This window comes from Xenorhabdus sp. PB61.4 (assembly GCF_963894935.1).
Lineage (GTDB): Bacteria > Pseudomonadota > Gammaproteobacteria > Enterobacterales > Enterobacteriaceae > Xenorhabdus > Xenorhabdus stockiae.
On record NZ_CAWQJR010000006.1, the window covers coordinates 1 to 15,440 of the forward strand.

Annotated in this window: 10 protein-coding genes; 6 read left to right on the forward strand and 4 right to left on the reverse strand. The window is 39.4% G+C overall.

Annotation, left to right across the window (positions count from 1 at the left end):
- The first annotated feature begins 213 nt into the window (after window positions 1-213).
- The 5 genes from AACX68_RS01075 to AACX68_RS01095 all read left to right on the forward strand — a co-directional run bounded on the left by AACX68_RS01075 (window position 214) and on the right by AACX68_RS01095 (window position 7,321).
- Window positions 214-843: a response regulator transcription factor gene (locus tag AACX68_RS01075; RefSeq protein WP_228860341.1), complete on the forward strand. Its 630-nt coding sequence runs from the start codon at window positions 214-216 to the stop codon at window positions 841-843.
- 3 nt (window positions 844-846) lie between these two features.
- Window positions 847-2,460 carry an MASE1 domain-containing sensor histidine kinase gene (locus tag AACX68_RS01080; protein ID WP_228860342.1) on the forward strand — a complete coding sequence of 538 codons (1,614 nt, stop codon included), beginning with the start codon at window positions 847-849 and terminating at the stop codon, window positions 2,458-2,460.
- A 70-nt stretch (window positions 2,461-2,530) separates the two neighbouring features.
- Entirely contained in the window at window positions 2,531-3,826 is a 1,296-nt protein-coding gene (uhpC, locus tag AACX68_RS01085; protein WP_228860343.1) for an MFS transporter family glucose-6-phosphate receptor UhpC, read from the forward strand.
- 477 nt (window positions 3,827-4,303) lie between these two features.
- A complete protein-coding gene (locus AACX68_RS01090) occupies window positions 4,304-5,872 on the forward strand; it encodes an AbgT family transporter (protein WP_228860344.1) in 1,569 nt (522 codons plus the stop codon).
- Between the two features lie 180 nt (window positions 5,873-6,052).
- On the forward strand, window positions 6,053-7,321 hold the full coding sequence (locus AACX68_RS01095; RefSeq protein ID WP_228860345.1) for a YbiU family protein: 1,269 nt from the start codon (window positions 6,053-6,055) through the stop codon (window positions 7,319-7,321).
- Between the two features lie 30 nt (window positions 7,322-7,351).
- Here the strand turns inward: AACX68_RS01095 and AACX68_RS01100 are convergent, their stop codons facing one another.
- Window positions 7,352-8,332 (reverse strand): GlxA family transcriptional regulator, encoded by a 981-nt coding sequence (locus AACX68_RS01100; protein ID WP_228860346.1) that lies wholly within the window; start codon window positions 8,330-8,332, stop codon window positions 7,352-7,354.
- 219 nt (window positions 8,333-8,551) lie between these two features.
- Here AACX68_RS01100 and AACX68_RS01105 point away from each other — a divergent pair, with 219 nt between their 5' ends.
- Window positions 8,552-10,297: a beta-ketoacyl synthase gene (locus AACX68_RS01105; RefSeq protein ID WP_228860347.1), complete on the forward strand. Its 1,746-nt coding sequence runs from the start codon at window positions 8,552-8,554 to the stop codon at window positions 10,295-10,297.
- A gap of 94 nt (window positions 10,298-10,391) precedes the next feature.
- On the opposite strand, the gene AACX68_RS01110 is transcribed toward AACX68_RS01105, so the two are convergent.
- From AACX68_RS01110 to AACX68_RS01120, 3 genes are all read right to left on the reverse strand, one after another.
- The gene (locus AACX68_RS01110) at window positions 10,392-12,104 is read right to left on the reverse strand and encodes an ABC-F family ATP-binding cassette domain-containing protein (RefSeq protein ID WP_228860348.1); all 1,713 of its coding nucleotides are present in this window, start codon (window positions 12,102-12,104) and stop codon (window positions 10,392-10,394) included.
- Window positions 12,105-12,516: 412 nt separating this feature from the next.
- Window positions 12,517-13,815, reverse strand: a complete 1,299-nt coding sequence (locus AACX68_RS01115; RefSeq protein ID WP_228860349.1) for a hypothetical protein — start codon at window positions 13,813-13,815, stop codon at window positions 12,517-12,519.
- 69 nt (window positions 13,816-13,884) lie between these two features.
- A complete protein-coding gene (locus AACX68_RS01120) occupies window positions 13,885-15,087 on the reverse strand; it encodes an L-tyrosine/L-tryptophan isonitrile synthase family protein (RefSeq protein WP_228860350.1) in 1,203 nt (400 codons plus the stop codon).
- Window positions 15,088-15,440 lie beyond the last annotated feature (353 nt).

The window sequence follows — 15,440 nt, forward strand, 5'->3', positions numbered from 1 at the left end:
TATTTAGGTTAATTTAATGACAGATAACATCAAAAAAATCTATGAATTAAAACATAAACAATAATACAAATGAATTATCATGTATGTTATTAACTCAAATAACAGTCTAATTTGTTATCTTCATTGCAAATTTAACGCATTTAGTTGCACTAAATTTTTTTCATGAACATCATGATATATAAATAATTTATAATAAATACCCTATAACGAAAAATGAAGATAAAAGTTGCACTTATTGATGATCATGTTGTAGTTCGTTCAGGGTTTGCCCAACTACTGACACTTGAAGATGATATTACAATAGTAGGACAATACAGCAATAGTATAGAAGCATGGCCTGCTCTGCTGAAAAAGAAAATTGATATTGTCATCATGGATATAGCCATGCCACATGAAAATGGTTTGCAGCTTCTTGCACGGCTACGTCCCCAAAAGCCCAATTTTCGTACTATTATGCTCAGTATTTATGATACAGCTGCTCTTGTGCAAACTGCGCTTGATTCAGGGGCTCGTGGCTATCTGACAAAATGTTGTGGAGCAGAAGAACTGGTGCAAGCAGTACGTACAGTCCACAATGGAGACATTTACCTTTGTGCCGACGCCATGAAAGCTCTGCGCCAAAAGCCACAAGAATTAGATGTACTACAAGTGCTCACTCCACGGGAACGAGAGATTTTTAATCTTTTAATACATGGAGTAAATGCGAAAAGTATTGCGGAGCAACTTAAATTAAGTCCAAAAACTGTACATGTCCACCGTGCTAATATCCTTAGTAAATTACAGTGTGACTCCACTATTGAACTCGTGCATTACGCATTAAAAAATCAGATTATTGCGGGTTAGTGAATGAATTGTAAAATACGCTTTAGCTTACAAGCTCTGTTTCTACTGATTTTTTACTCATTTACCTGGATCTCTCTATGGATAATCAGTTTTTATCTGAGTAAAAATGGGCAACAGGCGGCACTATTTTTACCCCAAGGGCTGCGTCTAGTATTAATGATTTTATTATGGCGACGTTATATCGCTATTCTTATTATAAGTGAAATCAGTATATTAATGTGGTTCTATCATGAGCAACTTATTACAAACATAAGTATATTACTCTCTCCATTTATCAGCTTGACTACAATCATCATTGTAAAAATGATATGGAAAAACCATTCTCTTTATTGGCAACAAATATCTATATTATTGTCTGGTGTAATAGCCAATAGCCTTTTACAAACCCTTTTCTTAAGTTTTTTATTACCGAGTAAAGCTAATCTCATTTTTCTTACATCGCTAACAGGTGGGGTTCTTCTATCTCCTTTTATTTATCTTATATATATCTATTTATACGAGCAAAACCTTAAAAGGCAAAATATTACTGATAACTCCTCTTATCCCCAATTACATACATCATTACTGATGTGGTGTTTCCTATTCAGCTTACTTGGTGTAAGTGGTCAATTCTTTTTATCACCTAAAATTGAAGGAATTCTGTCAATTTTAGTCTTTATTCCCAATGTATTTATGGCCTATCGTTACGGCTGGCAAGGAGGAGTTTTCTCCGCTTTATTAGGCAGCCTGATCGTAACATCTGCTCGCCACTTCAGTGGCTCTTTCAGTGAATTACAAGAACTTGAAATTTTCTTAACAACACAAGCCCTGTTGGGTATAGGACTTGGTATTGCCATCAGCCGTCAACAGCAATTAGCCGGTAATCTTATCCATCAAAAGCGATTAACAGAAAATCTCAATCGTTATCGCACACAACTGGAACAGGAATTAGCTGCACGACAAATTCTAATGCAAAAAATAGTCCATATCGAAGAAAACATTCGTAAAAATATTGCCAGAGAATTACATGATGAAATTGGACAAAATATTACTGCAATTCAAATTCAATCTACCTTAGTGAAACGAACGACAAATTCTCCGTTAACAATAAAAGCCGCTGATCAAATTAAATCCATTGCTCAGCAAATACACCACTCTACCCGACAACTTCTTCGCGAATTACGCCCTCCCGTCTTAGATGAAATGTCATTTGAGCAGGCAATTCGCCATCTGGTAAATGAATTTGCTTTCGAAGAGAGGAATATTGCCTGTCAGTTCAATTATCAATTACCACAGGAGCCTCAAGATAGCACTATCATTTTGACTCTATATCGATTCATTCAAGAGCTTCTGAATAATATAAATAAACACTCGGGTGCTAACATAATAATCATTACATTAAAACAAAAAGGAAATTTTATTAAACTTCGCATAAGTGACAATGGGGTCGGAATCACTGAAGGAAAGAAAAATGCAGGTTTTGGATTAAAAGGTATTGAAGAGAGAATTCAGATAATTGGTGGAAACTGGTTATTAAAATCACAAAAAGGAACACATATTGTGATTAACTTGCCCATAGATTATCATGAGCACATTAAACAATCAGATTTATTTTTTACATGTAAAAAACATGTTTAATAATAAACAGATTTAAAAATGAGATAATTCATTTATCAATACAAAATTACATTTATGGAGAAATATTATTATGCTAGCCGATAACAATAGCTGGATCTCACAGGAATATCGTTATTGGCGAGTTCATTTATTACTATCAATATTGATCGGTTATGCTACATTTCAACTTACACGCAGAAGTTTAAATGCTGTTATGCCAGCAATGCAAATAGAGCTAGTGTTAGATAAAAATGATATTGGCTGGATCGCCAGCCTATTTTATCTTGCTTACGGAGTTTCAAAATTTATATCCGGAATTTTCCATGACCATACAGGCTATCGCTGGTTTATGGGAGTGGGATTATTAATAACCGGAGTACTTAATGTTGTCCTTGCATTTTGTTCTTCATTGTCAGCCATATTAATTATATGGACACTGAATGGTTTTTTTCAGGGCTGGGGCTGGCCTCCATGTGCACGCTTACTAACTTACTGGTATTCTCGTAACGAACGGGGATTCTGGTGGGGATGTTGGAATATTTCAATTAATATAAGCGGGATCCTCCTGACGCTATTATCAACGCTACTAGCGACACTATATAGTTGGAAGGCAGCATTGCTGCTTCCCGGAGTCATTAGCATATTACTTGGAATTTGGCTATGCCAACAATTACGTGGTACTCCTCAAGAGCATGGATTACCCAGTATTGGAAGCTGGCGACAAGATCATCTGGAACTGAGGCAAGAACAACTATCCCCACCAATGCCAATGATAAAAATTTTAAAAGAAACAATTGTGTTTAATCGTATTATCTGGTTGCTTGGTATTTCCTATATTCTGATCTATTTCATTAGAACAGCAATACATGACTGGGGAAGTCTTTGGCTAACAGAAAAACATGGTTCTGATTTACTCAACACAAATACGATCCTCTCATTATTTGAATTAGGAGGATTATTGGGAGCACTCTGCTCAGGATGGGGCTCAGACTTACTTTTTCGTAGCCAGCGAGCTCCTATGATTTTACTATTTTCTCTGGGATTATTTTTTTCAGTTACAGCACTGTGGCTAGCCCCCATACAAAATAGTGCCTTACTAGCTACCTGTATTTTTAGTATTGGCTTTTTTGTTTTCGGCCCACAAATGTTAATTGGGCTAGCAGCGACAGAATATTGTCATAAGAATGCTGCGGGTACTGTTACAGGCTACCTCGGGTTATATTCCTATCTGAGTGCAGCTATTGCAGGCTGGCCACTGAGTCAGGTGATTAATCATTATGACTGGTCTGGTATGTTTGCTCTAATTACGTTAGCGTCTGCATTGATGGGATTATTACTGATGCCACTATTAATATCTAATTCGAGTAAATTCAATAATCCATCTTAAAAAAAACTTTCCCATTTTTTAATTCAATAGAAGCATTAAATATTATTTATATAAATAGAATGGCTTTCTTAATAAATCACTTATCCATTTGGTCTTCTATCTAAAAAATGAAACGATAACATAATGAAATATAAACACTACGTTATCGTTTCATTTCATTATCAATACAAAAAAGCACTCCATACTTATATCGAAATTAAAAATATCATTCTAAAAACACCGGTAACTTTTCATCAACTGAACGGCATAAATGCTATATAGAACACATTTCTGAAATTTATTATCATTCTTATTTACGGATATTTCCCTTCATGGGAATAACACCTGCCATTATCAATACATTGATAAAAAAAGAAAATAAAACAGCAACAAAATAAAACACTACCTGATACCCCATCCAACACTCGAATATTTACTATATAGCAAAAAATCAAAACATTATGTAACTTCCGTTGCTCTGTATTAGAAGGAGAAACTATGTTAACTAAAAAACAAAACGGAAGTCGCTTTCTACGAACAGTAGAGTGGCTAGGAAATGCTTTACCTCATCCTGTTATTCTTTTTATTATCCTTATTGCTATTTTGTTAGTCTCTTCAGCAATCGGGCAATATTTTGACATCACAGTTATTGATCCACGCCCTGAAGGGGCAAAAGGCCGGGCGGCAGATGGCGTGATCCATATTGTCAGCTTACTTGACGCAGATGGAATTCGTAAAATTCTCTCTAATTTGGTGACAAACTTTACTGGCTTTGCTCCGTTAGGAACAGTGTTAGTTGCCATGCTTGGTGTCGGTATTGCAGAACGCTCAGGTATGCTGTCTGCTCTGATGAGGTTGGTCGTGGTGAAAGCGCCGCCCAAATTAACCACTTTAGCCATTGTGTTTGCCGGTATTATGTCAAATACTGCCTCCGAACTGGGTTATGTGGTACTGATTCCACTAGCCGCTATCATCTTCCACTCACTTGGACGCCACCCACTTGCAGGCCTAGCAGCAGCATTTGCCGGCGTATCCGGTGGTTATTCTGCCAATCTATTACTGGGAACGGTTGATCCTCTGCTTTCGGGAATTACACAGCAGGCGGCACAGATCATCGATCCGTCCTATACCGTTGGGGCTGAAGCTAACTGGTATTTCATGTTTGCCAGTACGTTTCTGATTTCTATTCTGGGTTATTTGGTGACTGAAAAAATTGTAGAACCACAATTAGGCCCATATACAACTACCCTGAATGAAGATGAAAGTACGTTTAAAAGTTCCGCTGAAATCACTCCTCAGGAAAAGAAAGCGCTTATCGCCGCTTCACTAACGTTTGCTGCTCTCAGTGTTATTTTGGCGCTGAACGTTATACCGGAAAATAGTGTATTACGTAATCAGGAAACTGGATTAATCGGCAATTCACCCTTCCTGAAATCTATTGTCGTCTTTATTTTTATCTTCTTTGCTGTGCCTGGCATTGTTTACGGCTATATGGCCAGAACCATCAAATCCAATAAAGATATAGTCGATGGCATGGCACAGTCCATGAGTAATCTGGGTTTATATTTGGTCATTATTTTCTTCGCCTCCCAATTTGTTGCCTTCTTTGGCTGGACAAATATCGGTCAAATTATTGCAGTAAAAGGGGCGACCTTCCTCAATGATATTAACCTACACGGTGGCCTGTTATTTATCGGTTTCATCCTGATTTGTGCTTTTATTAATCTGATGATTGGATCAGCATCTGCACAATGGGCTGTAACCGCTCCCATATTTGTCCCTATGCTAATGCTGGCTGGTTACGCTCCAGAAACTATTCAGGCAGCTTACCGTATTGGTGATTCTGTCACCAATATCATCACCCCGATGATGAGTTACTTTGGGCTGATTATGGCAATTACCGTAAGATATAAAAAAGATGCCGGGATCGGGACAATGATTACCATGATGCTACCTTATTCCGTCGTATTTATGGTGGGTTGGTCACTGTTCTTCTATCTCTGGGTCTTTGTTCTTGGTTTGCCTGTCGGCCCGGGTTCACCCATTTACTATACGCCCGCGGGTTAATACCGTCAGATTCATTATTGCCCTGCGTACTTACAGGGCAATAATTTCTATATTTTCCCTTTATCAATGAAAACAAAACATTAAATACTCCTCTAAAAGATTATTATCACAAATTGACTAAAACCTGATTGCTATATTATGAATCGAGGTTAGATTGATTTTTATACTAAGGAGGCTGCTATGAATACCTTTTCAAATCCCACCAGCGTTCCTGATAATTACCGTGAAAAAATTCGTCAGATGAAACCAATTCTGCGCGAGCAAATCGGGGATGTGGAAACGCTCTTTTTGCAGGTATGTGACAAGATAGAAAAAGAGTTAGCCGAGGCTAAAAAAGATGAAAAAAATCTCGGCAGTGCCTGGCCTGAACTACACTGGCATGATTTAGCTGAAGGTAAAGTATCAGAAGAAACCATCCAGAAAATCAAGCGCCGTGGTTGTTTAGTCATCAGGCAAAATTTTCCACGCTCTCAGGCAATCGCGTGGGATAGATCAATGCTTGATTATCTTGATATCAATGAATTTGATCGCCTTTATCAAGGGCCAAAAGATAATTACTTCGGCACGCTTAAAACATCCCGTCCGGAAATTTATCCTATTTACTGGTCACGGGCACAGATGCAGGCCAGACAGAGTGAAAGAATGGCGATAGCACAATCTTTCCTGAATCATCTGTGGAAGTTTGAATCAGCCGGAGTGAATTGGTTTAACCCTAACGTCAATATGATTTATCCCGACCGTATTCGTCACAAGCCTCCGGGCACGAATTCCAAAGGACTGGGCGCTCATATCGATTCTGGCTCTTTGGAACGCTGGCTGCTACCCGCTTATCAAAACGTATTCAAGAACATTTTTACTAACCGATTCGCAGAATATGAGCCTTGGGATGCTGCCTATCGCCCCGATGTGAATGAATTCGATCATAAAACAAGATGTTCTGTTTTCAGAACATTTCAGGGTTGGACTGCATTGTCTGACATATTGACCGGTCAGGGACTTTTGCATGTTGTCCCTGTTCCCGAAGCAATAGCCTATATCCTGCTGCGCCCACTACTGAATGATGTTCCTGAAGATGAATTGTGTGATGTGGTGCCCGGTAAAGCTCTCCCCATCTCAGAGCAATGGCATCCTCATCTTATTCGGGGATTATGCAGTATTCCGGCATTACAGGCCGGTGACTCAGTCTGGTGGCATTGTGATCTGATTCACTCCGTTGCCCCTGTCGAAAATCAACAGGGCTGGGGAAATGTGATGTATATTCCCGCAGCACCGTTATGTGATAAAAATTTGGCCTATGCTCATCATGTCGCAACCGCACTTGAGGAGGGGACATCTCCGGCAGATTTTGCTCCGGAGCATTATGAAAAAAACTGGAAAAACCGTTTTACTTCCGCAGAACTCAATACTATCGGTCTACAGGGGCTTGGCCTGAAAAACAAGGCATTCTGAGATAATATAATACCTAAAGCAGTCTTTCAGCTAATCGGCACGGAATGCCTTTGCTTTTACCAAATTACGGTAAGCTATAGGTGTCAATTCAAAATGTTTCTCAAACACTTTACTGAAATAATGTGGATCTCTGAATCCGACTAACTGTGCAACATTCAATAAATTCAGGTTATTGTCTTTCAACAGCTGTTTTGCTGTTGATAAGCGGTAATTAAGCATGTATTTATGCGGAGAAACACCAATCTGAGCCATGAAGTTACGTGTTAGCGTTCTCTCCGAAACCCCAACATAGTTAGCAATTTCTTTAATGGTGATTGGTGAAGTTATATTTTTCTGAATATAACTCTGAGCTATTGATACCACCTCATCAAATTGTGTATTCCCCCCCATCTGAAAGAAGGGTTCAGACTGAAAGTCAGAGACTTCGTGCATAAAATGTTTCTCAATCACTCTGGCAATTTTCAGACCAAAAAACTGAGAAATAAGGTAAACCAGCAATTCCGTTTGAGAATTAATACTTCTGACACAGTAAATATTATCATTATAAGTAATACCTGCTTTACGATTGACGTTAACATCCGGAAAGCAGCGCATAAATTTGTCATAAAATGACCAATGAGTTGTTGCTGTTTTTCCGTTCAGCAATCCCGCCTGTGCCAGCCAGAATACGCCTGTACCGGTTGCAACAATGACTGCATTATTATCTTTTTGCCGGCGTAGCCATGCGAAAATATCCTCTCTATTTACCATTGCAGGAAATGGATTCCCCCACATCGGAGGCAAAAAAACCAAATCGAAATCAACGGGATCTGAAAATGCATGGTGAGTATGTAACATAATTTGCGATGTCTGGTGATGGTTTTTCTTCACATTACCCACAACAGATATGCAAAGTGGCTGCTTTTTCTGCGCAGCATGACTTCTCAGGCTACTGGCACTATTCAGCATATCTGATGCAAACGTAATTCCGCTTTGTAATGCTCTGTCATATAAGACAAACGCTATTTTCATACCCACTCTCCGGACATCATATACCCTTCTTAGCTATACCTTACGAAGTTTCGGGATACTGCCAACAAAGCTAAAACTTAAAAAATAACGGGGGTATAATATTTAATATTTAGTTTCAATAGAGCCAAATGGCAATTTTCTCAGTTTTAATGACCAATATATCAGAGTATTAATTTACGCCAATTGCTAAACTGCAAAGAAAACCTTTCGGAGTTCACAATGAGTAAATTACCTGTAATTGTTGGTTTAGGTGGTATCAATGCGGCAGGACGAAGTTCTGGATTCCACGGATATAAACGTGTTGTATCAGATAGCCTTAATGACACAGTAATGAAAGACACATGGAGTGATTTATGCCATCGGATGGGGATTATTAGCGATACTGGATCTGTCACAGCCTCCCAGATTGAACAGGCGAAAAATGGCACTCTCATTAGAAAAATAACACTTTTTGATCCACATAATGTACCGGTTAATAAAATAATTACGACTTCTGATAAAGACTCAGTTCAGCTATTACAGCCAGCTTATACCTCACTCTCTGTATCCAGTGCCGGACAAATACCGGAAGGGTTTGAAATGGGAGATTTATATCATGCTCATCATCACCCACGCGGCTTGCGTCTTACCGTATATGGAGCTTCAGATTTACTAAACTCAATCGGGATATCATGGTCTGAGATATCCGCATTGGTAGACCCCGATCAAATCTCTGTTTACGCCAGCTGTGCTGTAGGCCAGGTGGATCAGTTTTCACTATCAGGATTAATCGGTAATCGGCTGAACGGGTTACGTGCCAGCTCCAAAATGTTGCCGCTTTCCTTACCCGATATGCCAGCCGCTTTTATTAACAGCTATATTATCAATAGCATAGGAAGCACATCTGCCAATATCGGTGCCTGCGCCAGTTTTCTGTATAACCTTAAGCAAGGCGTTAATGATATCAGGCAGGGTAAAGCCAAAATTTGTTTAGTTGGATGTGCCGAAGCCCCTGTCGTTCCTGAAGTTCTGGAAGGGTTCAGTGCTATGGGAGCTATGGCAGAAGACCATCAGTTATGTAAACTGGATGGAACTGATACGGTCAACAACCGTCGTGCCTGCCGCCCATTCTCAACTAATGTCGGGCTGACACTTTCTGAAGCATCACAGTTCGTACTGCTGATGAGTGATGAGCTTGCTCTGCAATGTGGCGCTAATATTCTCGGTTCTGTACCTGATGTTTTCGTAAATGCCGATGCGAATAAGAAATCCATCTCTTCTCCGGGAGTGGGTAACTATATTACGATGATGAAAGCAGCCTCCCTGACTAACAGCATTCTGGACGGAAAATTACAGCACTCTTACGTTCAGGCACATGGTACAGGAACTCCCCAAAACAGAGTGACTGAAAGCCATATTCTCAATGAAGTCGCGAAAGTTTTTGGGCTCAGCCATTGGGATATAACCGCTATTAAATCATACGTCGGGCACTCTTTTTCTGCCTCTGCCGGCGATCAGTTAGCTAACACATTAGGGGTTTGGCGATATGGCTGGATACCCGGTATTAAGACAATCGACCATATTGCTGAAGATGTACACGCTTCCAACCTGAATATCTTAATGCAGGACAAGTTTGCTGGTGAACAGGGCAATGATATGCGTGCCACAATTATTAACTCAAAAGGTTTTGGCGGTAATAATGCCAGTGCAGTTGTTTTATCCCCACAACAGACAATGCAGATGCTGACGAAAAAACATGGCAATGCAGCTATCAGCAGTTATCACCATATTAATCAGCCAGTTAAAGAGATCAGCGAACAACAGGATCAGGCCATTTGCCGCGGTGAGGAATCTGTGATTTATAATTTCGGTAACTCAGTGCTACAGCCTTCAGATATTGAACTTTCACGTCAGGAAGTGAAGCTGGCGGGTTTCAAACAGACTATAAAGCTACCGAATGCTGATGAATTCAGCGAATTTCTGTAAAAGTTTTGATATTAGGCATTCTGGAGACTTAGAATTTGTTTGAAATAATCTGACCGCCATCAAAGCAAAATTAATGACGGTCAGATACAGCTAATTAAAGCTGCCTGTTTATCACTTCAATCTCCTGCCGCCACTTTTCCTGTAAAGCTGGCTTCTGATGTTTCGATTTTCTGTTTAAATCTTCCTGCAAAAGTCGCTCCAGCTCAATCAGACGTTGCAACAAAACTTCTTCATTCCATCCCGATGCTGTTGTTTTTTGTTGTTTACGATCAATACACTGCTGTTGAGGTTTAAATGAACTATTCCCGCGTTCAAGCAAAGCATAGATCTCTTCGACATTGTGATATTCGGCTAATTCACCATCGCTAATCAGCCAAAAACGATTGCAACTTTGTTCGATAAGACTTCTGTCATGGCTGACAATCAAGGCTCCACCTTTGTACTCTTTCAGAGTGTCAAAGAGTTCTTCTTTGCCTTCCAAATCAAGATGGTTAGTTGGCTCATCAAGCAGCAACAGATGGTAACGTGCCAGCGTCAACCCCACGAATAATAAGCGGGCTCGCTCACCACCACTCAGTGATGCCACCTTCTGTTGATGTCGCTTATATTCAAAACCTGCACTGATAAGTGCCCGTTTACGCTGATCATCAATGGTTGGTGCAAAACGAAGTAGCGCATCGCTCAGTGTGTCATCATCCTGAATCTGCTCCAGCGATTGATCGTAGTAACCAAGCCGACACTGTGGATGGTAATCCACATTCTGCAATGTCTTTTCCAGATACTCCTGATGCAAAGCTTTTAATAAAGTGGATTTTCCACTTCCGTTATTACCCAGAATAGCTACTCTGTCGCCACTTTTGATCTGCTTTGACAGCACATTAAACAGAACAACATCAGTTCCTAAAGGCATGACAGCCATTTGTTCGATATTCAGTAACCGGTTAGCCGGTAATGAATCTCCCTGTAGAGTCAGCCTCCATGGTGTACCCTGTGTCAGTTTGGTTTGCTGCTCAGCAAGACGCTGCTTACGTGCTTGCATTGTCTTCGCTTTACGGGAAAGATCAGGGTTGTCATAAACTTTTCCCCATACCGCCAGCCGTTCGGCACTTTGTTCCAGCCTGTCTATCTCTTTTTGCTCGCTGGCATGACGTTGCAGATCAGCCTGATCACGCTCTAGCAGAGCCTGCCTTGCCTGCGAACAAGCCATGCCAAAATGATGCAGGGTTTTATCCCGCATTATCCAAGTTGTATTCGTCACCTTATCCAACAACGTTTGGTCATGCGACACCACAACAAACGATCCTTTCCACTGAATCAGAAAAGATTCCAGCCATAAAAGGGAGGTTAAATCCAGATGGTTACTCGGCTCATCCAGTAACAGCAAGTCCGGTTGTTGGATCACCGCACGGCCAAGCAACAAACGCATATGCTGACCGCCACTGAGATTCCCGATAGGTGTCTGCCAATCCTGTTGGGAAAAACCCAGTTCAGATAACAGAAGTTCTGCCCGCCAAATTTCATCAACCTTAATTTTTTCGGCAATGGCTTCGATCAGCGTCGCATCATGCAGAGATAAAGGGAGATGCTGTTCGACATAGGCCAGTACACACTGATTCGCAACCGTCATCTGACCGCCGTAATCTTCCAGATTACCGCTAAGTAATTTCATCAGGGTGCTTTTGCCACAGCCGTTATGGCCAATCAGCCCTATCTTGTCACCTTTATTCAGTGTAAACGTCACGCCCTCAAACAAAGAAGATGAAGAAAAAGCAATAGAAAGCGATTGTGCAAATAAATAAGTACTCATAGATAAACTCAAGAATTTTGGGTGCAAAACACCGTTGTCAGGTGCTGACAATAATTCTTCGAGCTTGAGTGAAGATAACACTAACTATCAATTTACTGCTTTAGAGCAGTAATCAAAATTTTTCGCTCAAACTGAGATTATCGCAGCGTATGCCACAAACTCTTGAGCAAGCTTCTGTCGCCAAATAAGCGAGCGTTAAAGAAACGCTGCACAAACATCAGAAACCTCCTTTTTTATCAGGGAAAGTAATGATACCTTCTGGTTATTCGGTGAACAAAGAATATAAAGACTCTTCCAGTAAAAGCAAATAGATAAGAGAGAAAGTTTAAAAAATGCGTTCTGGTTCGCATATGTTCAGCAAAATTAACATCAGCTGAATATAAATGTGAGAAAACTATATCCGCATAAAAAATCAGACAGATTTATCAACGATATTCGGCATCAAATATGCATGAATAAAAAGTAATGCTATAGTCAGTAGCGTCATTATTGTCACAACAAAAATCAGCCCCATCCAACCAAGTAGCTCGTAGATCCCTCCAGATGCAAACGCAAATACCATTGATACTAAGGCCAATAAAGTTTCACTTGCCCCTTGAACACGCACTTTATCCATACCATCAGACATTCCGTTGATGATATGTGTTCCCCCAAGAAACATAAAGTTCCACCCTAAACCAGCAAAGATGAGAGGGACTCCAAGAATTATCATATTTGTTTCACTAATGAGTCCTGTCAGGAACCCAGCCAGATTAAGGATCGCTCCTAACAAAATAATGCGATTTGCTCCCATTCTTGATATCAGCATACCGGTGATAATACCGGGAGCAAACATGGCGACAAGATGAGCACCAATTAACATACCGGTTTCTGAATTTCCCAGCCCATAGCCGGCAGAAGCAATTGAGGCAGCTGACATCACTATAATCATAATTGCATGGCCCAGCACCATTGCCACTATTCCAAAAAATAAAGCGTGATTGGAAATAATGAACGCAAATCCTGATGTTTTACTAACATCAGAATCTATTTGATGAATTGAATGCCTAAATCCTCCATTAAGTAGGCTAAAAGCCAAAGCGGCACACCCGCCAATAGCAGAGATAATCAAATATATTCCGACAAATGGAAGCTCAAATCTCAGATTATTTTCTTTTCCGTAGAGTTCGCTACCAATGATGACACCAATTATTCCTGAAGCCAGCAATATAGAACTTGCTGTTGCAGCACGGTTTTTAGGGACACTTTCAGCAGCAGCATATCGCAGGAAATTGACACCGACCATAGAAATACCAATCAAAAAATGCCCTCCGAGCAAAAGAATAAAACTACCTAAATAAATAGAAATCGCTGAAATAAATCCACCCAATATCATTGTGATACCAGCCAGAATAAATCCGGCTCTACGGCTGTAGCGCGCCATTAAGTTTGAAAATGGAATGGAACAGACAGTACCAGCAGCCATTTGTACCGCAATCGGCAAGGTTGCCAACCAGGAAAACGGAGCAAGATACAGACCGGCCAGCCCGCCAACGGCAAAAAGCAATGGCATTGAACTTTCTAATGCGATATTCCCCAAAATAATTAAGCTGAAATTACGCATGGATGAGCCTCTATAGGAGATACAAGCAGATATGCCCTTCATCTTTCCGGCTATAGCAGCGCATAACTTAAGATGAAGGACATAAATCGATATTGAATTATTACTCAAATCTTAAAGGTATCAATATTTATATATCAAATAGCAATATCACAATATTACTGTACTTTCGCTAAGGCTCTATTCATAGAGTAAGTCTGATATATTCTCTAATATATCAGCATCTATATAAAAATCACTCACACCTTTGCTATTAACAATTCTTACTCGTTTATCATGCTGGTGAATTTCTTGTTCAACTTTCATTCTAAAAATATTATTTCTGTTTTCAATAACTGCAATACCATGATAAGGAAGATAAGGTGAGTAACTCTTATAACCGGGATATATCCTTACCCCAATTACAGGTATTGTTTTATGGTGAATAGTAGCTCGTATGGCATTAGGAAATAATGTTTTTTCCCATTGAATACTCGCCATTGATTCTTTCATAGCTCTGTAATGAATAAAAGCTGAGTGAACTCTATTCATGATCTCACGTTTTATAGCCTGATCAGGAAAAATGGAATCACAAAATATCGATTTTTTTTGATTATATGTTAAAGAGAGATCTGAAATATTCACAGTACTTCCAACACTCGCATTAAAACGAATGGCTTCTTCATGGCTAATACCAAGAGACGGATTCAATGTGAAAATTTTTATTTTTTCAGATAAAGCCCGATCATAATCATCCTGAAGTAACCCAACTATATCGGATATATCAATAACATTGACTATTTCGTCAATCTTTCTTACTCGGGTAAACTCCTTCAGATCCTGAATATATTTTTCCGCCGCATCCATAGGATCACCAAAAATCCCGGCATAAAATGTGGCATCTGAAAGAACGTTGAAACGTATGCTAACCCCAGTATTTTCTTCAAGACATGAGGAAATCTTCGCCAGATGTAGTAAAGAGACCTCTTCTGCCATCGTCATGGACGTTATATCATGTCTTTTCTGCCAGTTACTTATAACGCAGAAAACAGGAAGAAGAATATCAACTTTTCCATTTTCATTAATACTGATTTTAATCTTTTCCAACGTTTCAGTACTGGATGAAAAAATAGTTTTTGAATTAAACTGAATAGAAGAATGATTAAGATAATCTCTGACTAATATATGTAAAGGTAAATCTTTCTTTCGTTTCTCTTTCCACCACTGTTCGGTCGGTAATGATTTTGAAACGGAACACTTATCAAGTAATAACTCTCGTAATTCTGGCGAAATTAAATTACCCTTAAGCGTCATGTCAGGCTCATATTCAGGCCAGCCAAATTGACCGAACATAATTGAATTTTCGATGATTGAACCGTTTGTACTAACAGATATACTCTCCAAACTTGCCTCCTAAATAACATAGGAACATCCCGTAAAATGTATAGACTCTGAATGGTTCAGTATTTAATATATCGAGAAATACTTATGAAATATTTTATTTGGTTTTTTCTTTCCTTAAAATCATCACTGACATTGAAGTCACATACTGACATAAAAGAGAATAACGAGTAATAACCAGAAGAGTCGATATCATTATCTGATAGTTTGTGAATATAATTTGTGCAAGATTTTATTTCTTATAATAAATAGCTTGTCAAAATGGTAGGAGTATCAAAGAAACTCGATCCTAAATTTGCGAAATTTTTGTTCCCAAAACGCAAAATCACAGAAAAAAGGATCGAGTCATGCTCATC